Genomic DNA, 17890 nt, shown 5'->3' with positions numbered 1-17890 from the left:
ACGTCCAGAAGCCGTCGACTGATTGATACGCAAGGATCATCGGCCGATTCCCTGGTTGTAGAGTCGCCGCCGCTCGGCGAGGTCCATGCGTTCCAGGCCTTGCCGTTCCATGATCTGGAGACTGTGATTGAACTGGTCGCGCTCGCACGTCTCGCCAAAAAATGGCGCGTACGATATCGGGCACTTAAGTCCAATTAAGTTTCCGTCTTCGTCGCGGATGACCCAACCGGGTACTGTGTCTATTTTCACTCTTCTACTTCCACTGGTGGTTTCGGTTTGCTAATCGGCCCCATTGGCCATGGTGCGGGGACGCCCGGTGTTTGCACCGGGCCGGGTTTCGAGTACGTCATTCGTTCGCCAGCGCCGCTTCGACGGCGGCGTCAAGGTTCTCGTTGTCGCTCGCGTAAAGAGTCTGCCGATCGACGAGTGTCATGTTGCGAAAGCGATGAGTCGGGAGGCTAAGGCCAGTCTCGATTGCCTCGACCGTGCGAAGGGTGCGATCCATGACGTGTTGCATGGTGACGCTGTAGGCGGAAGCCTGTCGAAGCATCTCATTTTCTTGCTTGGGATCGTCGGTCCCGAATTCCTTGCCGCTGATTTGCTCTTTCCAGCCTCGCTGGAGGCCGTTGACGGTTTGCGATACGAGTGGTTGGTACATTAGTTCTGTTCCTGTTGGGTGGTGTTGGAACCGGCGGCGGATTGCTCGCCGGTTGTGGGGAAATCGAAGTCGGCGTCGCCGAGAGATTGACGGTCGGCCATGATTCGGGCTTGCTCCAGGGCAAGTGCAGAGTCTGCGGCCGCGTAGCGAGCTTCAGCAGCCGCTGCGAACTCGCGATGAAGCACGGAATAGGTAGCACGGTCACCGGCTTCCGCCGCCGCTAACATGACGCCGGTCTGACGATGCACCGTGAGCGGCACGGTTTCGCTGTAGGTGGCGACTAAGAAGTGTTCAGCCGCTTGAGTGAGCCACTTCCAGTTAGACTGGGCAGGCTCGGCGGCCGGAGCGCTCTGCTTCTCTTCCCACTCTTCGGCTTGTCGCTGATAGTGCTCACGCACCTGCTCACGGATCGTCTTTCGCGTGGGCAGGGTGGAGTCTAGGTCAGCTATCGACTGTAGGTGTGGGTTGTCCTCGGAAGGTAGATTGAACCATGTGTCGTAATCCTCGGGACGGTAGGTCTTTCCGTCCTCCGCTACTCTCTGCTCGCGACTGCGATCATCAGGGCGTGTTACACCTAGAATCAACGCGCGGTCGCTAACCGGTGAGCGCCGCACTGTGTCGATACGATCAAGAATACGGTTTGCCGTCGCAATGTCGGGGATGCGAACATCGCGGTCAGGGGCGTGCCAAACGAGATGGCCATTTTTCTGGCGGACGACGTTATTCAGCCGGGGGTTCAGTTCCATTTTGTTCCTTGGGTTGGTTGAGAAGTTGTGAGACTGCGCGGGTGAGAGTATTGGTGCTATCATCCGGGATTTCGGCGACCAATTTATGGCCCTCGGCAGTGCGAATTGTGTACTTTGTGCCGACGCTAAATCTCTTCAGGTCGAGCGGCGGGACGCCGGCCAAAGCGAACAGGAGCTGTACCTTGCGCTCCGCTGCGGTTGAATACGGATACGTCCGTCCGGTTGGGCTGTGAATCCAGCTTTTGCCGTCGTCGGACGGCTGAACGTGACTAGTGCCACGATTGAATCGCATTTCGCGACCCTCCATTTCTTAGGGTGAGAACCATAAGGACGTTGGCTGCTGCCAAGGCCGCGCGGACCTCAGCCTTTGTGGTTGGGATGTCGTGATACAAATAGGACCTCCTGTGTAGAAGAGTGCCGGGGCGTCGCTGTATTACCGACGCCCCGGCGGGGGTGCTCGACGTGCCATGAACCCATGGGGCACGGAGCAATGTAAAAGCGGCGGCGACACGCGATGCGAGCGTGCCGCCGCCTAGATCGCTCAACCGCTGGATATCAGCGGGAGCGAACGTGAAAAGTGGCAGCGCCCCAATTCCTTTGGTAATGCCCAAGGGCGCTGCCCGCTAGGGACCATAACCTAGCGTTTAAGATTGGCCGCCGCCGTCTAGCTAAGCGACGGCGACCTGATGGAGGATGCGATCTCCACCGTTTACGATTGCGATCGACGCATAAAGGGGCCACGTCTGTCGGCCTGTTGCAGCAGGATGGCTTTGGCGATGTTCTCGGCTACTGGCTGAGGGTACAAGTATCGACATCTGCGGACGATGCCTGACCGGTGCAGCTCGAACTCATCGTCGCCGATATGGGCGACCTCGCCCTCGTGCGAGTAGACGGGGACGATGCCGAGCCGACTGGCGATCTGGTTCACGAGGATTTGGAATTCGTCTACTGTCATTGTTTCTCCAGAGAAAAGAATGCGAAGGTGCGCCGAGAGGACCAACAATCGACGCACCTTCGCGGCTAGCTAGCCAGCTTGAGTCCGATGTAATAGTTTGCGTCGGACTTTTTCTTCCACTCAACGCGACCTTTCATTTTCAGGCCGAACAGGGTGGAGGTAAGTTTGTCTTCGCAATTGTTGTGCGCCCACGCGCGATAGACCTGATATAGGTCGGATGCTTTGACCTCGCCGCCCGTTTTGCAGCACTCAGCCAGAAACCGACCGATCGTGTCCATATTGGCAGCGTACTCTTTGGTTGCGTCAGTGACTTTGGCTGGTGGCTTCAGTCCGTCTCGCTGCCAAGCAAGGCAACCTTGCACTGCCCAGCCGAGAATCGATGGCCACTCCTTTTTAAGATTGGCGAGTAGAGCTTTATCCTGTTTCTCGGCTGGAATCGTGACATCGAACGGGATAAGGTAAACGCGACGCCAAATGCCGTTGTCGGTCCCTTGGATGATCGGCCTGTAGTTCGTGCTAAGCACGGCAGTATGCGAAGGCGTGAACTCCCACAGGTCTTCTCGCATACGGCGGGCCTTAATTCGGTCACCGCCGGTGATGTTCTTAACGCGCGCCTCGCTTAAGGTTGCCTTTTCGTCCGTCTCATTAATCGCAACGAACCGTTTGCCAAAAAGGTCGGCAAGGGCCGTGGGATGGGACGCTGACGTGAGAAGCAAATCGTCACTGCCCATCGACGCATAATCGCCGAGCATGCCGACGATCGTCTGGACGAGCACTGATTTGCCGTTACCGCCGACACCGTACATGATGGCGAGCAGATGGTCGCGGACCTCGCCCACGAGCGCGGAGCCAATTAGTCGCTGGAGGAAACCGATGGTTTCTTCATCTTGAATCTCGGCGAGGAATTTCAGCCATCGCTTTGGCGGCTCGGCCGAGTGACCGGTCGCGCAACACTTCGTCATCAGGTCTTCGCGACGATGCTCGCGGAGCTTCCCGGTCGTCAACTCGATCGTGCCGTCCTCAACGTTGAGCAGCCAGGGATCGGCGTCAAGTTGATCGTGGTCGATCGGGAATGGCTTCTCACTCTGAGCAAGAAAAGTCATGTCACGGACGCGCTTGGCACTCTCGGATGATTTCGCCCACGCTTTCAGCGACTCGGCGACCTCGCCACTCGCGCTGGCAGCTTCGCCGTGGATCGAACGGGCGGTCAGCTTCGCTTTCGCGATCGCGGCGTCGTCGCTCAGCACCCATTGACGGCCATCCCATGCGAGCCACTTGCGCCAGTTGGCGACGTAGCGAAGGCTATCCCCGTGCTGGGCTGCCATGCGTTCAGCGTTACCCATGTCGGTGGCATGATCGTGACGGGTCTGATGTTGCTCGGCGTCGCGGAGCCGGGCGATGATCTGCGAATCATCGAATGGCTCGGGGAACGGACGTTGCTTTTCGTACTCGCGAATCGTCGCTATCGCTTCGTCGTCTGTCAGATTATGTTCGACGGCACGGCAACAGATTGTGTAGAGACGACGCGAACCGTCATTTTCGCCGGGCTTGACCATCGTCCGCAACATCGCATTGAGGGCGGCGTTGCCAGTCGGCTGACGGTCGAAGACTTGCGCGTAGAGGGCGTCGAGCTGCAGCTGGCGGTCAGGGACTGAATGCGACTTGACGCTCTGGCCAGTGACGCAAAAGAACCTCTTCTCGTCATAGATTTCGATGCCATCCTTTTTGCACTTCTTACCGGGCTTGCGACCGCGGCAGATCATCTTGACGCCAGTCTCGCTGGGGCTGATCTCAGCGTAGCAGTCGAACGTGTCGATGATCGACTTAATGCGATCGTCAATGATGCCCTCGCTAACGCAATCATCGAAGTCGAGACCGACCCAGCCGTCGCCGAGACAGAATGCGATGCCGTGGCCGTTTCCGTTCCGATGGCGCTCGACAGCGAGGTCAAACGAAAACCACGTCGCCGGCTGGTTACTCTTGCCGCCACAGACCGGGCGTTTCGTAGGTTTGCCGTTGCGGTCGATTAGCTCCCAAACGAGCCAGCGGGGCTCGGCCTTCATCTCGGCAGGGATGTTGTCAATCAATACGTCCAAATTGGTCCTCGGTGTTGGTCAATGGAGGGGTGGAGAGTATGGAGGGTTAGCCTCCATCTCAGGTTTGTTTCGTATGCGCTTTGTTAGCGCGCTTCATTACATCGTTAGTTTATGGAAGTAGTTAATTAAGAGAGAAAAACCCTCCATACCCTCCAGGACTGGCATTTCGCTCGGCGAAAATAGGGAAAAATGAATGGAGGGTGGCCTCCACTAACTCTCCACAGACTCTCCATAGACGGCTGGTAAGAGGTGGTTAGGCGGCAAGCTGATCCCCTCTACAAGTCCTCCGCGCGCCGCCCTCGGTTTTGGGGAAAAGAATTTCGGGAATTCTTTATGCCGCCCAAAAGAGCAGCAAGGCGAGCTTCATCGCCTCGCCTTCCGCGGCCGCTCGGTCCCAATGATTGGGCAACAAGCGTCGCCCGACTTTGTTAGGATTGAGCGGCGTGCCGTCCACCTCCGCATAGTCCGGGGCGTCGGCAGCGACGCGGCAGGCCAGCCTCCAAAAACCAGCTCGGAGCGCGTCTCGATTGATCCCGAATTCGAGTTTCAGCTCGCGAGCAATGGCTGCGACGTTCGGTCGGCGACGGTCACCGATACCAAATCGCCGATCCTTCATGACCAGCTCGACCGCCCTCGACAACCAGCGCGGCTCATCGTGGAGGGCGTCCTCCACTTCCGCCGCAAACCAGCGTGCCCATAGCTCCCGTTGCGCGGCTCGCGTCCGCCGCTCGGCATCGCTCACCACGTCGTCGCAGGGGCCGTTATAGGCCTCGTTGCCGTTCAGGCTGCTGCGATGCTCGACACCGCCGCCGGCTCGGCGGAAGGCCTCTGGGAGCCTGTGGCCGGCTTCCTGTTGACGCTCGTTCTGGTCCCGCTCCCTCGCGATTTCACGCCGCCGATCGTGGCCGACGCCGGCCGGCTTATAGTGACCGTCGCGGGCGACAACCATCGGCGGCTCGGCGATCCGTTGGACGTGCCAAACGAAATCACGTTCGTCGTCGTAATAGCTCGTCAAGATGTCGCCGAGACTCTCCCACGCCGCCTCGAACCCGACCGAAATAAGCTCTTCACGAAGTTCTTTCGTACCGCGAAGGTCCCGAAGTATTCGGAGTGACAAGCCCTCGATCATCACACGGAGGGTCTCAGCGAGCTTCTCCTGATTGCGTTGGGAGGGCTCGCGACGGGCGGCTACCTGGACTTTCAGCAGCTTCAAGTTGTGTTCTCCAAAATGCTGGGTTAAAACGAAAACGCCCGCGCGATGGTCCCCACCATTAAGCTCCACAGGGACCGTCGCGCGGGCGTAGTCATCGCTCGCGTATAGCCTTCATTCTAATTCGCTGGCTAGCGTGTCAAGTTTCGAGTGCATAGCCAAACAAGACCAGAAGCGTCGCAAGTCCCGTTTGGCCGCCCGCAGGGGCTATTAAGGTGCGTAATGTCCCTCGCGCGGTTGGCAAAAATGATCAAGGGGTGCCATTTTGGCAGTCTGGTCCGATTTTGCGGCCCTTACGACCGCTATAACCGGGGAATCCGCATAATCGGCATATCTGGCGTCGAGATAGCCCGGTCGCCTTCGCCGCCGCCCTGATGCTTCGGTAGCCAAGGCACGCTCGCGGGTGTGGACCCGCGCCCGCGTACGCTCTGCCGGCCAAGACTTCCAGGCCCTCACCGCGTCGAATAGCCCGTAGCAGCCGGGCGAGGGCAATTGCCGCGGTGCGGTCGAGCATGCTCGACGGGGCCAACTCGTGGCAGACCTTGAGCGAGTCGAACGCCAGCGCGGCTGCGGAGCCGGCGGCCGGACGTGGCTTAGCGTAGCCGGATGACCACGCGATCCAGGTCTGGGTCTCGTTGCGGAATTCGTGGACGCGATGGCTCGGGAGCGAGCCGTTACAATTAGACACGAACATCTCCAAAAGAGTATCATTCTTGCGCGAATCACCCGTCCGCCCGCACAATCGGAGGGTAGACTTGGAATAGAGTTACACTTCTCTTCCAAAGGTGATACTGCGATGCGAAAAGGCACGAAGTACCCCGTCGAACCGCTCACCCGCGCCGAGGTCGAGCGATTGCTCCAAGCCTGCTCCAAAGGGGCGACGGGAACCCGGAACCGGGCGTTGATCGGAATTCTCTGGCGGAGCGGCCTGCGAGTGTCAGAGGCCCTAGCTCTGCGGCCATGCGACGTGGAGGCGAATTCGCTCCGCATTCTCCACGGCAAGGGAGACCAATCCCGCGTGGTAGGCCTCGACACGGTTGCCCGCGCGCTCCTCGACCTCTGGCTGGCGGAGCGGAAGGCGCTTGGCCTTGGCGCTAAGGTGCCGCTGTTCTGCACCTTGCGCGGCGAGCCGGTGAAGACCGCTTATGTCCGGGCCCTAATGAAGCGGCTGGCGGCCGCAGTGGGCATCGCCAAGCGGGTACACCCCCACGGGCTGCGTCACACCCACGCCTTTGAGCTGGTCAATGAGGGCGTCCCGATGAACATCATCGGGGGACAGCTAGGCCATGCCCACGTCGCCACCACCGAACGCTACGTCAAGCATCTACACCCCACGGTGGTGATCGACGTGATCAGTAGCAGAGTGTGAGCGGCGAGCGACGAGCCGAGCCGAGCGAGGGTAGGCCGGGTGGGGTCTGAATTTCGGACCGAAACGGGCGATTTTATGGCACGGCATTTGGAGCCCATTTGTCTCGCGTTACGGATTTTTTAATTTAAATTTGTACATCAAGATCCTATTTAACCTAGCCTGAAATGCTAGCCTGACTAGCTACCAACCTAGCCTGACATGCTAGCTAGCCATGCTATATAGCGATAGGCAGGCTCCGCCCCGTCGTCACCCGCCAAGGTGTCCGTACGACGGGGACGGATTCGCCGACAAGGCGATTGCCTGAGTTACCGACCTAGCCTGACATGCTAGCTAGCCGTGCTATAGAGGACCGTCGTCGGCGAAGAGCAGCGAGCCCCAGCACGCTTAGCATCAGCGCGGATGGTTCCGGGACGGCCGTAATGGGCGTGGTCCCGTAGTTCCGCTGCCAGTCAAGGAAGTCGGCCCCGTCGTAGGTTGTGCCGAAGCCCGACTTCCAAGAAACAAGGTCGTCGTCATCAACGTTGCCGTCGTTGTTGAAGTCGCCGCCGAGAGTTGGTTCAGTTGGCACACCGGCTGCCCACCATGCAATGGCATACTCCTGCCCAGTACTAACGTCATCGTCGACTTGCTCGACCCAGAATTTGTATTTCCCAGTTGCAGGAATCTGGAAGAAAAGATGCTCCACGGTTCCTTCGCTGAAGTCAGAGGAGGCAATTGCCCCGGCGGTAGTTGCAGCATCTTCTGGGAGCAGCCACAGCCGCAAATCGTTAATTGCCGAGTCAGCCTGCGGCGCGAACGGGTCCTGCGTATAGTCAGCGAAATCCTCACCAGCGTCGAAGTCACCGTCGCTGTTCAGGTCATTGACAAGCGGCTGGAAACCAACGACTCGATCCCACGCGAGAGTTATCGACACGAATGAGTCCGCGAGGAGATCATCGGCGAAGGTGTATTTTTGAATATTTCCAGACCCAGTCCCTCCCGTTTCACCGAGGTCCCATCCGATCAATGGCACCAAGCCATCATGCGTCTCGCCATCGTCCGCTTCCCACTCGCCGGGTTCAAATTGCTTAAACGCACGATTGGCATTCAGATGACCTACGCCCATTTCATCGTCGAGCGGGACGAACGCCCCTTGCTCGAAGGCTCTGTCATCGTAGGCGGATGAATCAAACCAAGTTAATTCAGTTTGCTCGCCTTGAGGCTTCTTGTAGACAGTACGCTCCATGCCGAGAAGTCCGCCCAAAGGCACTGGAGTATCCCTGCCCGGGGGAATTGCCATTCCGTCATCGAGAATCTTATCGGCCGAATTCATAATCACGGCCTTCATTACCTCGTGCCGGCTCTTGTTTTCGCCCCAGTGCGAAGATGCAGCTTGGGCGTTTGCATGCTCTTGGAGGAGGGCTACCGTCGCCGTTACATGTGGTGCAGCTAGGCTGGTTCCCGAATCAACAGTATGCGGGTCTGGTCCGCCAATGTCGGCCAGCGTTACATCTTCACCGGGAGCAATGATATCGACGAGCCAGCGATTGCTCTCGGGGTGTTGATTATAGACGTTTAGGCTCGCCACTCGTTGGTAGACGCCTGAGACTGAATCTTTAGCTGAAGCACCAACAGTTATGCCGTTGAAATTGTCTGACGGCTGAGCCACGTTTGCTCCCTTATTCGTTTCGTAACCAGCGACGACATAAAGCACGTCGTGCTTCTTCGCAGACCAGTCTACAAATTTGGTTACCTTTGACTGGCCGTCATAGTGGTGGTCTACTTCAAAAGGAACGGCGAAGCTAAAATTAATCGCCACTACCTCATCATTGTCACGAGTGGCTATGTACTGGGCTGTGATTGCTATCCGATCGAATAGGTCAATAGGACCTGTGGGGCCGTAGACGCCGGATGCATAGAGGTCTGCTCCCGTGGAAATGCCCGTGGCTACTGGGTCCGTAGCAATCATTACACCAGCAACAAGAGTGGCGTGTGCGATAGGTGGGTCGAATGTATCGTCATATAACTCGTCGTCATCGTTCCAGGTGGGCGGAAGGCCATCTAGGATATAAACGCCTTCTGGGATTGTGCTGTAATTAGAGTGGGCCCCATCGTCAAATCCGTCGCCGAATTTTCCGGGACGTTGCGCCTCTACTTGCCCGATGCTGACCCCCGCTCCGGTGAGCGTAATCGCCGCCGAATTAATCCCGTTTGGACCGCGAGTGTCCTCGCTTCCGAAAAGAGCACGAGGCAAGAGCAGCCCGCTGAGTGCAGTGAGAGCAATCAAGTTAGTCCATTTCATTGCAAGTCTCCTTAATCGGCAATTGAAGCGGGCGCAGCCTATCTCGTCAAAACGACTTCGGCGGCCTACTCGCTCACGACGAAATCGAACGGTCTGCAAACGGTGTACTTCTCGACTCCGGCTGGGATAGGAGGAAAGCCCGGTTGATTGCGTGAAGCCTCGTTGGCGGGGCGAGCCATATTCACGGCATACTTTCCGGCAGGCAGTTCTCCGAGCGGAATGAGGTAGAGGCGGGGGTTGCTCAGTAATGTTGAGTTGGAAGTCAAGAAGTAAGTAATATTTATGGAGTTCCCCTCGACTTCGACGGATTCGATACCCGTGCCGACTCCTGTCGGGTGGGTGAAGAACACCAGCGAGAGTTCGTCTTTGGAAGAGAAATTTCCCTCCGGCTTTTTTTCCTCAACTAGGACGTTGACGATTCCTTGAAGTGCTTCCCGTCCGGTCCCATGCACGACGAATCCTGGGGCGGGTGTGATCTTGGGATCGGCTATCGGAAGTCCGCGCAGTGCCTTTTCGATCTTGAGCACTAATGACCGCTTGGCTTTTTCCCGCTGGTCCTTCAGGGCTTCTGGCGAGCTGTACTTCTTGATGTTTTCAGGCGTATCCCGAAATACGAGTAAATCGGGTTCAAGGCGTCGAAGGCTCCTTTCTCCTACAGAGCCGTAATACCAAATGCTGTCGATGGGAATGCTGCGAGACACGACTGGTGGCGCGGAGGCGCTTTTGCGTGGAATCTCTTCCGCCAACGCTGTCGATGCCACAAGTCCGATAAAAACAGCCAATAGTATTCGTACCATTCGAGCCTCCGGTCAGGATTGTAAACGCATGCGTTGCCAAAACGCAACCTGGTGAACCAGTTAATTGATGCCAGCAGTCGTTAATTGTGACGCTTGCATGAGTCGTAGGCCAACGTTAAGCGATTGCAACAGGAAAATCTTGATCGAATTTGCCAGCACGCCTGCGCAAGTCAGGTATTCTTGAGCTATAGGCGACGCTTGAAAGCGTCGCCTTTTTCGTACCCACTCTTCTCGAAAGGTCTTATGGTCGAAGTCCCAATTGCACCGGTTGTCGTGAAGGTCCGCCGGCTCTTGCGAGATGAGGCGCGACGCAAAAACTTGTCATTCAAGGCCGTCGTGGCGAAGCACTACCGCACGATCCTTCGCCACCCCCATGTGTTGGATATCGAAGCCAACACGAAGGCGGGGAATCCGCCGAAATCGATGACGGTCGACCGGCTCACCTACAAACATACAAAGACGCTTGCGGCGGTCGCTACCGTGATGCTCGCCGTCGAGTTGGGCCTCGTACCATGAGCCTCACTAAGTACCTGACTGAACTCGACGCCATCTATGAAGCTGACCCGCTCGGCCAGTGGCAGGGCCACCGCGCGGCCGCCATCGTTGGCGAAGTCTCGGATTTGATGGCCAGGGCAGGGCACGGCGAATTGGTCCGTGCCCCGGTGCCAGACGTGGACGTGACTGCCGCCAAGTGCTATGTCGCCCATTGCATCGCGGCGACGGCTGAGAAGCCGACTGAACCTGATGCGCTAACGCCGCCGGAAGTGGCGAAGCGCCTTGGGGTCACGCCGGAGACGGTTATCGGCTGGATCAAGTCTGGCCAGTTGAAGGCGTCGAACGTCGGAAAGGGCGTCGCCAAACCGCGGTACAAGATTCAGCCTGCAAACCTGGAACGGTTTATGGCGTCCCGTCAGTCGGAATCGCCCACGCCGAGAACCACCGCGAGGAAGTCGTCAACTAAGAACTACCGTTCCTAGCACCCACCCGCGAACGTGTTCGACGCACTTGCGTAGCTGCTCATCGTAGACCTTTTGCCTGTATACGGCGGCCATGTCTCCAGTGCGCGGCGGGTGCCCCATAATTAGGTCGATGACAGGCTGCGATACGTCGCCTGCGCTCGCGATGGTTTCAAAACTTCTGCGCAGCGAATAAAACGTCGTGATCTTGTCTTGATAGAAGCCGAAGCCTTCAACGAGGGTCTTGAAGGCGCGGCCGACAATGTGGCGATTCCACACTTGGCGGTTATCGTACTTGCTGAACACTAAGCCGCTCTTGCGATCGCCTATCACCGTCTTCAAGGCCGCGAGCGACTCAGGCCATAACGGGCAGCGGCGCGGGGCTCCCGTCTTCGGTCGCTCATAGCTAATCCACCCGCCATCCAGGTCGACGGCCTTGATCGGCAACGTGTAGCAGTCTTTGGGGCCGAATCCGGCATTGATCCCCAAAAGCACCATCGCCTTTAGTTCGGGGTCGGTTGCCGTGATCAACTGCCGCACCTGTTCGGCAGTGAACAGCCGTTCGCCCACCTCATTGCGAGCCTTACGAATGGTTCGAGCCGCGGGAGTCTTGAGCGCCTTTTTGTAGCGGACGTTGGCCCCTTGCTCGTCATTCGCGAAAGAGAAGATCATCCGCGCGAAAGTCAGCAGCCGCTTGTGCGTGACGGGGGAGACTGCCTTGCCGCTTTTGCCCCTGCCTAGCTTCCGGCGGAGCCGTGACAGCTCATTGAACGCCACGCTGTCGATCGGGGTATCGTCCCCTAGCGTGTCGCCGATGATCCGGCAAATTCCCTTATATTCGCCCAGCGTCCGCTCGTTGATATCACCGGTCTCGAAGGCCCCTTCCTTGTCCTCGTAGAACGCCTCCAGCACGTCGGAGACGGTAGTAGTCGTGGGCGTAGGTTTCCCTGCCCGTGGACGCCCGGCCAGTATGTTGTCTTTTTCGTCGAGATACTTATCCAGGGCGGCTTGCGGATTCGCCCAAGGGCCGAAATAATACACCCGCTGATTGATCTTCTTGGCCCACTGGCCGCTCGAATGGGCGTACAGAGGGTAGTCTTTCCGCGGCTTACTGGGTTTGGGATTGACCATGCTCAAGTCTAGGTTAGCCAAGGGTGGGCGTAGTGCCGGGCGTAGTGATTAACCGGTCAAAACCCACAGTAATTTGACTTTAGCCTAGAAATCAAGCATAATTTCAGCACGGGAGAGGTGGCAGAGTGGTCGAATGCGCCGGTTTGCTAAATCGGTGACCGGGGAAACCTGGTTCGCAGGTTCGAATCCTGTCCTCTCCGCTCTTTACTAAAGCGGCCGCTTTAAGTCATCTACTAATAGTGACTTACAGCGGCCGCTTTTTCTTTGTCCCAGTGAGTGGGACAATAAGTGGGACAAAACGGGCCCAAACCCAGGCTCTGGCCGCCGCTAGCCGGCTTCACTTCCGGGTAGCAAAGCATCGGGCAGGAACATGACCTGCCCCATTTTCCGGGTCGCGTCTTCCCGGCGCAGATGCCGATAGTGCTCGACGATCTTCGAATCGCGATGCCCCATCCACTCGCGGATCTCCCCCTCGGACGCCCCGCTCAGGAAGCACTGCGAGCAGAAATAGTGACGGAGAGAGTGGAAACGGGTTGCCTCGAATCCGATCTCCCCAGGAGGGGTAGGAAACCTCTCCGAGAGTGGCGCGATCACTTGGCGAATGAGCATGTCCCGGGCATTATCCGGCCGCAGAATCCCACCCAACGCAGCCCGAAAGACGCGACCATGCGGGTGTCGCTCCATGCCATCGAGCATCCTTTCGAGCGCCGGGTGAATCGGAATCACTCTCGACCGCTTACCCTTCGTGGTACGTGCGATCCCGGCCTCCCGCCGCTTCTTGCTTGAACGCTCGTCAGCAATACGGATGAACCCTTGCTGAAGATCGATGTCGCTCCAACGCAGCGTAGCAAGCTCGCTAATTCGGAGCCCTAGATGGGCGAGTGCGAACAGTACTTGATTGAGCCAAACGAGCTCCTTACGCTCAGCGCAGTACTGAAGCATCGCTTGAACTTCAATGGGTCGCGGGCAGTACGTGTCCGTACCGTCCGCTTTATGGAGCTTGTAGACGATTCGACTCCCTTCGGGTAGTAGCTGCTCATTGATCAGCCATTTCACTACCGCTTTCAGTTGTGTTAGGTCGGTGTAGCATGTTCGATGCGCATACTTGGCGAACATCCAGTTGCCATACTTTTCGAATTCCGGACGTGTGAACTGCCGCCAAGTGCTAATGTTGTTGCTGTCGCACCATGGTTGGTGCTTGTCTCGGATGGAGTTGTAACGCTGCAAGGACTTGTAAGCGACGCCGCCAAGTCCTTGGCTTCGACCACAGTGCTCAAGGTATTTACGCCATCCGTCGGCGATACCGATATCGTCTCCGCGGACAATCGACTCCGGCGTTGCTAGGCCCGCCTTGATAGCGAGTTTTGTGTCCAGCTCCGTCAGCGCCGCCATCGCTTCATGGTGCACGCGAGTGCCAAGGGAATGTTTTCCCAGAGGAGGGTCGTTCATACGCCCATCCGCGTACCAAACCTTATCTCGTTGAAAGAGTCGCCACACATAGTATGTGCAGCGGATCAATTCGTTTTTATGCAGTCGTGACACGGGAACAATTCCTATTAGTTGAAACTCATAAGTCCCTCCACGCCGGGGCTCGCCCGGACAGTTTGCGAGAAGGTTTCGGGCTTATTGGTTCGCGGGCTGCGGAGGGCGAGTTGTTGACTTCGTCAGAGAGCGCAGAGAGGTCTGCGCAACGAAGAAGCACGCGACAATTGCGCCCGCCAATTTGTACTTTTGGCAGATGACCACTCTTGATATAGCGCCACAGTGTTGACGCTGAGAAGCGGCTTACCTGAGCAGCTTCGCGGACGGTGAGTAGGTCTGATATCGTCTCAGCGGAGCGAGACTCAGCACGGGCAGACATGGTAGAACGCTAGCATTAGGCAACGGTGATCTAGGGAGACATAGCGAAGGCAATCGCTCGCCTTCGCTTTCTCCGCGTTACCAAATAAGCAAGACGCTATTTTTTCGCGTCTCAGAAACTGCTAGCGGGCTTGCGCGAACCATGCCCTTAACGGCGCAAAATCACCGATTTCTTCCGGAGTTTTGCCTAACGTCTCGGCAATTTCTTCGTCGCCTGCGCCGCGCTCTACCAACTCCCCAACAGTTGCGAGAAGCCGGTGATAGGCTAATTCATCAGCCGTTGTAGCTAGGCTCTCCACCAGACCTCTTTCGCTGTCCAAGCTCTCTGGCGTAATTACGCTCTCGGGAACTGGGCGGCGCGTCGGGGATTTTAGCGGACGCCGTCGGCTGACACGTCCGACAGCATCTGAACTGATAAGGTTGCCGAATTCCGCCTTGAATTTGATGGGCCCCATCGATGCACGCCATCGATCCGGCGTGTACTCGTGGCCGATGATCAGTTCAAATGCACTTCGATACTGATTGAATACAGTGGACTCGGATTCGCCTAATCGCGACGCAATCTCGTGCGCATACATCTCGCGAGATCTGTGGTACTCTCCGGCCGCCCAACCTTCGCGCATATCCCACACACGAAGATACTCGGCGTGCTTGTCCGGTCTACTACGTGGAGTGGGCTCGCCGCACCTAAACCCCTCAAGCAATAACGACAAATCTTTGGAAATCTGTGCGTTGGAAGAGTTTCGATTGATAGTGAACACAGGCACGTCTAGATAGTCGTCGAGGCCAGCCATCTCGACTTTTCCGAGTTGCTTCAGGACGTTCAGCTTCGCCGAAGGCTCGCCCTCATCGTCGAGCGTTGCTTGAAATAACAGCGTGCTGGCGTACTGCAAGGCTGTCTTAGACGCCGCCCCGACAAGAAGCGCTACAGCATCCCGCACTGTCAGCGGGCGGACGGCTCCCGCACGTAAGCTCTCGGGCAATGGCGTTTCATCGATTGAATCGAATTCGACGCTCGGAGGTTGAGGCTGTCCCGGGATACCGATTAGCTTAAGCTGCAGATGGGCGATCTCTGCCGCTAAGAAATCTTCGTCCGAAAGCTCGGTGGTACTTCCGAAGTACTTTCTCGCGGTCTCCCAGAGTTGCAGATACAGCGGATGGCGCCTCGTAACCTCCCACTGGATTGGAGGCGTTAGCTTTCTCAAATGCCCCGCTGGACGTTGATGAACTTCCAAAAGCGTTGCATCAAAGTCATCGAAACCAGTTCCACTCTCCGCCTGATCCATATTTGGCCTCCAACGCCAGAGCTGTTATGCCATGCTCACCGGATTGTAACTCTGACAGCCAAAGAGGTCACACTTGACAATTGAGAGATTGCGCCGGCGAAGCCGATTCGCCAAGCTCGGACCTAATGAAGCACGGTCGTGCGAGTCAGTGAGAACGGTAAGTCACTGCGTCATGCAGCCAGCAGCAAGCTCTCTCATTTGCTTTCTGCCAACAACCGAGCCGCTTCGGCAATCACTCGTTTCAAGATGCTGATTTGCGCTTTGAGGATGCTTGAAGAACCAGCTTCACGCCCACCTCCGGCCCCTCCCAAGCACCCAGGCGCTCTCTGCAACTGCTCCGATTGCGAGTTAGAGTTCATTTTCATGGCGCAGAATCTCCTCCGCGATGCGGTCAACGTCATTCCAGAGCGTGGGATACTGGTACGCTTCGACCGCCGAGCGCCAATGTTCGTCAAACACTTGCATGGCGTTTCGCGTTCGTCCTCCGCCGAACCACCCCATAACGAGTGAGAATGCCCAATCGAGCGCCGGATCAGGCTTCGCCTGACGACGGAGTAGCCAGTGTCGACGGAACCTCGTACGACCTGGGGCGCGATGATCGATTGAATGATGACGCTCCAGGCGAAGTAGTTCTGCCGCCGGCCCCGCCATGAGAAAGCGAATGAAATTCCGTACCGGGACGTACGGCAGTTCTCTGGCTGCTTGCTGGTAGTGATCGATGAAGGTTTCAAACCGATAGTGATGATCGCCGTCGCCAAGCGTCTCGCACAAGACGCTAAGCTCGCGGGCCATCACGGCGTGCCCCGCCACGCGGTATGCGCGCATCTCGCGAGCAGGCATTGGGGTATAGTTCACAGGCGCGTCTCCTGGGGAGAAAGACGAGGCCAGGGCGCTACTGCGCCAACCGCTAACCACCTCGTCACTTATTTATGACGCGTTTCGAGGCTGGATTTAGTTGACTCCCTGCACCTAGTCGTCGCTTCTCCTCCCCGCGGATCTCGTGAACATTGTCGACGCGGCAGGCTGAAGCTGATTTTCGCCTTCAGAAGGCCTTCACGCACCAGCGGATTTTTCGGCTCGGCGGATTAGGTCAGAAACTCGCACGCCGGTTGCCGAGCAGAGGGTCGCCAGCATTTCAAGCGTTGGCGACTTGCGATCGTTCTCTACGTAGGAGATGTACGTGCGATCGACTTCCGCGGCAAACGCCAGGGCTTCTTGCGTAAGGCCAGCCTTTAGGCGGGCTTCTCGCAACTCCTCCCCAATCAGTAGTCGACTCCGACGTTTCGGCATGCCGGAAGTATCCCGACTAGCCGGTGCGCTGTCCGTCGACTATAGTCGACAAGTGGCGTTTCAGATTGCGATAGATTGAAAAACCGCTCCAATGACAGTCAAAGAAGCGAACGAAGATGCACGAGCGGGCAATCAAAATGCTGCAACGCTCGCCCTTCTTTCTCAACTCACTCTGGCTATCGCTTTGTTTCAGCCGTTCATGGCGATTACGATTATTGACGGAGTGCGGCGCTATTCACTGGTCAGTGGCATCGTCAGTCTTGCTCAATCGGGCGATTGGTTGCTGGCCTTCTTGATTGTTGGATTCAGCGTTGCCTTCCCGCTGGTGAAGAATGCGTTCCTGTTAGCGGCCACGAGCGGATGGCTAAACCTCTCACGCGAATGTCGTCAAAAGTTGCACCACGTCGCCGCTCAAGCGGTAAAATACTCGATGCTCGACGTCTTCGTGGCTGCCATCCTGGTTGTCGTCCTCAAAGTCAGTGGGCAGGCGACTGTTGCGATAGGTAGCGGTACGGTGCTGTTCTGCATCGCCATCGCGATGTCTGCTTGGGCATCGTCCTCCTTAAAGAGCTAGAGGACTCACAGTGAACTTCAACTTTGCAATCTTATGGCTCAAGTGGGACGCGCTATGCTACCAATTCCGCTGGTTGAGATTGATGCCCTGGCTGCTTGGCGCAGGAATGCTGTCTGTATTCATAAACGAATACAGTCCAGTAAGTCAGATTTTAGTTACGAAAGAAGGCCTGTTGCCGGAGAGTTTTGTCGAGACGCCGGACTACTACGTGATTGCACTGTACGACAGCGGGAAGGCAGTGCGATCTAGCACGTACACGGACATACCTATCGGCAACGGGCTTAGATTTGACTTTCCACAACTTCTGCGACCACTCAGGCTGGCAAATCTTTGCTTGATGATTGAAAACATAATTTCGGATAAAGTTATCGAACAAGTCGAAGCCAGGGGATCTACAATGAGAGGCCAGCGATACCAATTCAAGCTAGTAAGGTCGCTCACTTGGTGGTCGGCAGGCGGGTACGCCATGCTTATCCCATCTGCTGGATATCTGTTGCTTGTCCTGGTCTACGTCGTGCGTGCTCAGGCTGTTTGACGCGCGTGATTCGTTTCGACTTGCGGCCACTCAACGGATAGTCAGCACCGAGAACCGGTTGTTCTTTGCCCACAGTGTGACGTGAGCTCTTCAGGCTTACGAGCCAGATCATACCACTCGGCATTGGCGAGTTGGTAAACGATTGG

Annotated in this window: 20 protein-coding genes and 1 tRNA gene; 6 read left to right on the top strand and 15 right to left on the bottom strand. The window is 57.1% G+C overall.

All coding sequences use genetic code 11. The annotated features are described in order from the left end of the window. Positions 1-36: 36 nt before the first annotated feature. The 7 genes from ACQY7R_RS24525 to ACQY7R_RS24495 all read right to left on the bottom strand — a co-directional run bounded on the left by ACQY7R_RS24525 (position 37) and on the right by ACQY7R_RS24495 (position 5668). Complete coding sequence (locus ACQY7R_RS24525) at positions 37-249, bottom strand: hypothetical protein (RefSeq protein ID WP_428308182.1); 213 nt, start codon at positions 247-249, stop codon at positions 37-39. A gap of 97 nt (positions 250-346) precedes the next feature. Then, entirely contained in the window at positions 347-658 is a 312-nt protein-coding gene (locus ACQY7R_RS24520) for a hypothetical protein (protein WP_428308181.1), read from the bottom strand. Beyond that, positions 658-1404, bottom strand: coding sequence for a hypothetical protein (locus ACQY7R_RS24515; RefSeq protein WP_428308180.1), 747 nt, complete (start codon positions 1402-1404; stop codon positions 658-660). Before ACQY7R_RS24515 ends, ACQY7R_RS24520 begins: the two co-directional genes overlap by 1 nt. After that, a complete protein-coding gene (locus tag ACQY7R_RS24510) occupies positions 1379-1696 on the bottom strand; it encodes a hypothetical protein (RefSeq protein WP_428308179.1) in 318 nt (105 codons plus the stop codon). Before ACQY7R_RS24510 ends, ACQY7R_RS24515 begins: the two co-directional genes overlap by 26 nt. Before the next feature lie 417 nt (positions 1697-2113). Beyond that, positions 2114-2359: a hypothetical protein gene (locus ACQY7R_RS24505; RefSeq protein WP_428308178.1), complete on the bottom strand. Its 246-nt coding sequence runs from the start codon at positions 2357-2359 to the stop codon at positions 2114-2116. 65 nt (positions 2360-2424) lie between these two features. Next, positions 2425-4455 carry a phage/plasmid primase, P4 family gene (locus ACQY7R_RS24500; protein ID WP_428308177.1) on the bottom strand — a complete coding sequence of 677 codons (2031 nt, stop codon included), beginning with the start codon at positions 4453-4455 and terminating at the stop codon, positions 2425-2427. 331 nt (positions 4456-4786) lie between these two features. Next, entirely contained in the window at positions 4787-5668 is an 882-nt protein-coding gene (locus tag ACQY7R_RS24495; RefSeq protein ID WP_428308176.1) for a hypothetical protein, read from the bottom strand. A gap of 793 nt (positions 5669-6461) precedes the next feature. Between ACQY7R_RS24495 and ACQY7R_RS24490 the strand changes: the two genes are divergently transcribed. Further along, entirely contained in the window at positions 6462-7034 is a 573-nt protein-coding gene (locus ACQY7R_RS24490; RefSeq protein ID WP_428308175.1) for a tyrosine-type recombinase/integrase, read from the top strand. 313 nt (positions 7035-7347) lie between these two features. Here ACQY7R_RS24490 and ACQY7R_RS24485 read toward each other — a convergent pair whose 3' ends face one another. Together ACQY7R_RS24485 and ACQY7R_RS24480 are read right to left on the bottom strand one after the other, a co-directional pair. Further along, positions 7348-9315, bottom strand: a complete 1968-nt coding sequence (locus ACQY7R_RS24485; protein WP_428308174.1) for a S8 family serine peptidase — start codon at positions 9313-9315, stop codon at positions 7348-7350. A 65-nt stretch (positions 9316-9380) separates the two neighbouring features. Continuing rightward, on the bottom strand, positions 9381-10097 hold the full coding sequence (locus tag ACQY7R_RS24480; RefSeq protein ID WP_428308173.1) for a hypothetical protein: 717 nt from the start codon (positions 10095-10097) through the stop codon (positions 9381-9383). A gap of 258 nt (positions 10098-10355) precedes the next feature. Between ACQY7R_RS24480 and ACQY7R_RS24475 the strand changes: the two genes are divergently transcribed. Next, the gene (locus ACQY7R_RS24475; RefSeq protein WP_428308172.1) at positions 10356-10628 is read left to right on the top strand and encodes a hypothetical protein; all 273 of its coding nucleotides are present in this window, start codon (positions 10356-10358) and stop codon (positions 10626-10628) included. Continuing rightward, positions 10625-11089 carry a helix-turn-helix domain-containing protein gene (locus tag ACQY7R_RS24470; protein WP_428308171.1) on the top strand — a complete coding sequence of 155 codons (465 nt, stop codon included), beginning with the start codon at positions 10625-10627 and terminating at the stop codon, positions 11087-11089. The genes ACQY7R_RS24475 and ACQY7R_RS24470 overlap by 4 nt, the downstream gene beginning before the upstream one ends. Here ACQY7R_RS24470 and ACQY7R_RS24465 read toward each other — a convergent pair. Then, positions 11066-12199 (bottom strand): tyrosine-type recombinase/integrase, encoded by a 1134-nt coding sequence (locus ACQY7R_RS24465; RefSeq protein ID WP_428308170.1) that lies wholly within the window; start codon positions 12197-12199, stop codon positions 11066-11068. The genes ACQY7R_RS24470 and ACQY7R_RS24465 overlap by 24 nt on opposite strands. Positions 12200-12310: 111 nt before the next feature. On the opposite strand from ACQY7R_RS24465, the gene ACQY7R_RS24460 reads away from it, so the two are divergent. Further along, a tRNA-Ser gene (locus tag ACQY7R_RS24460) sits at positions 12311-12399 on the top strand. A gap of 127 nt (positions 12400-12526) precedes the next feature. Here ACQY7R_RS24460 and ACQY7R_RS24455 read toward each other — a convergent pair. From ACQY7R_RS24455 to ACQY7R_RS24435, 5 genes are all read right to left on the bottom strand, one after another. After that, positions 12527-13648 carry a tyrosine-type recombinase/integrase gene (locus tag ACQY7R_RS24455; protein ID WP_428308169.1) on the bottom strand — a complete coding sequence of 374 codons (1122 nt, stop codon included), beginning with the start codon at positions 13646-13648 and terminating at the stop codon, positions 12527-12529. 118 nt (positions 13649-13766) lie between these two features. After that, positions 13767-14060 (bottom strand): helix-turn-helix transcriptional regulator, encoded by a 294-nt coding sequence (locus tag ACQY7R_RS24450; RefSeq protein WP_428308168.1) that lies wholly within the window; start codon positions 14058-14060, stop codon positions 13767-13769. Between the two features lie 121 nt (positions 14061-14181). Then, complete coding sequence (locus ACQY7R_RS24445; RefSeq protein ID WP_428308167.1) at positions 14182-15345, bottom strand: hypothetical protein; 1164 nt, start codon at positions 15343-15345, stop codon at positions 14182-14184. Between the two features lie 348 nt (positions 15346-15693). Beyond that, a complete protein-coding gene (locus tag ACQY7R_RS24440) occupies positions 15694-16200 on the bottom strand; it encodes a hypothetical protein (RefSeq protein ID WP_428308166.1) in 507 nt (168 codons plus the stop codon). A 198-nt stretch (positions 16201-16398) separates the two neighbouring features. Then, positions 16399-16635 carry a helix-turn-helix domain-containing protein gene (locus tag ACQY7R_RS24435; RefSeq protein WP_428308165.1) on the bottom strand — a complete coding sequence of 79 codons (237 nt, stop codon included), beginning with the start codon at positions 16633-16635 and terminating at the stop codon, positions 16399-16401. Positions 16636-16726: 91 nt separating this feature from the next. On the opposite strand from ACQY7R_RS24435, the gene ACQY7R_RS24430 reads away from it, so the two are divergent. Together ACQY7R_RS24430 and ACQY7R_RS24425 are read left to right on the top strand one after the other, a co-directional pair. Continuing rightward, entirely contained in the window at positions 16727-17209 is a 483-nt protein-coding gene (locus ACQY7R_RS24430; RefSeq protein ID WP_428308164.1) for a paraquat-inducible protein A, read from the top strand. Between the two features lie 82 nt (positions 17210-17291). Then, positions 17292-17744, top strand: coding sequence for a hypothetical protein (locus ACQY7R_RS24425; RefSeq protein WP_428308163.1), 453 nt, complete (start codon positions 17292-17294; stop codon positions 17742-17744). Positions 17745-17890 lie beyond the last annotated feature (146 nt).

Origin of the sequence: Lacipirellula sp., from assembly GCF_965279485.1 — a bacterium.
Lineage (GTDB): Bacteria > Planctomycetota > Planctomycetia > Pirellulales > Lacipirellulaceae > Lacipirellula.
This window is presented reverse-complemented; position numbering and strand designations above follow the sequence as displayed.

Coding starts and splice junctions, on each gene's coding strand:
- ACQY7R_RS24520 (WP_428308181.1), bottom strand. CDS start 658: ATGTACCAACCACTCGTATCGCAAACCGTCAACGGCCTCCAGCGAGGC.
- ACQY7R_RS24515 (WP_428308180.1), bottom strand. CDS start 1,404: ATGGAACTGAACCCCCGGCTGAATAACGTCGTCCGCCAGAAAAATGGC.
- ACQY7R_RS24510 (WP_428308179.1), bottom strand. CDS start 1,696: ATGCGATTCAATCGTGGCACTAGTCACGTTCAGCCGTCCGACGACGGC.
- ACQY7R_RS24505 (WP_428308178.1), bottom strand. CDS start 2,359: ATGACAGTAGACGAATTCCAAATCCTCGTGAACCAGATCGCCAGTCGG.
- ACQY7R_RS24490 (WP_428308175.1), top strand. CDS start 6,462: ATGCGAAAAGGCACGAAGTACCCCGTCGAACCGCTCACCCGCGCCGAG.
- ACQY7R_RS24485 (WP_428308174.1), bottom strand. CDS start 9,315: ATGAAATGGACTAACTTGATTGCTCTCACTGCACTCAGCGGGCTGCTC.
- ACQY7R_RS24475 (WP_428308172.1), top strand. CDS start 10,356: ATGGTCGAAGTCCCAATTGCACCGGTTGTCGTGAAGGTCCGCCGGCTC.
- ACQY7R_RS24470 (WP_428308171.1), top strand. CDS start 10,625: ATGAGCCTCACTAAGTACCTGACTGAACTCGACGCCATCTATGAAGCT.
- ACQY7R_RS24465 (WP_428308170.1), bottom strand. CDS start 12,199: ATGGTCAATCCCAAACCCAGTAAGCCGCGGAAAGACTACCCTCTGTAC.
- ACQY7R_RS24455 (WP_428308169.1), bottom strand. CDS start 13,648: ATGAACGACCCTCCTCTGGGAAAACATTCCCTTGGCACTCGCGTGCAC.
- ACQY7R_RS24450 (WP_428308168.1), bottom strand. CDS start 14,060: ATGTCTGCCCGTGCTGAGTCTCGCTCCGCTGAGACGATATCAGACCTA.
- ACQY7R_RS24445 (WP_428308167.1), bottom strand. CDS start 15,345: ATGGATCAGGCGGAGAGTGGAACTGGTTTCGATGACTTTGATGCAACG.
- ACQY7R_RS24435 (WP_428308165.1), bottom strand. CDS start 16,635: ATGCCGAAACGTCGGAGTCGACTACTGATTGGGGAGGAGTTGCGAGAA.
- ACQY7R_RS24430 (WP_428308164.1), top strand. CDS start 16,727: ATGACAGTCAAAGAAGCGAACGAAGATGCACGAGCGGGCAATCAAAAT.
- ACQY7R_RS24425 (WP_428308163.1), top strand. CDS start 17,292: ATGCCCTGGCTGCTTGGCGCAGGAATGCTGTCTGTATTCATAAACGAA.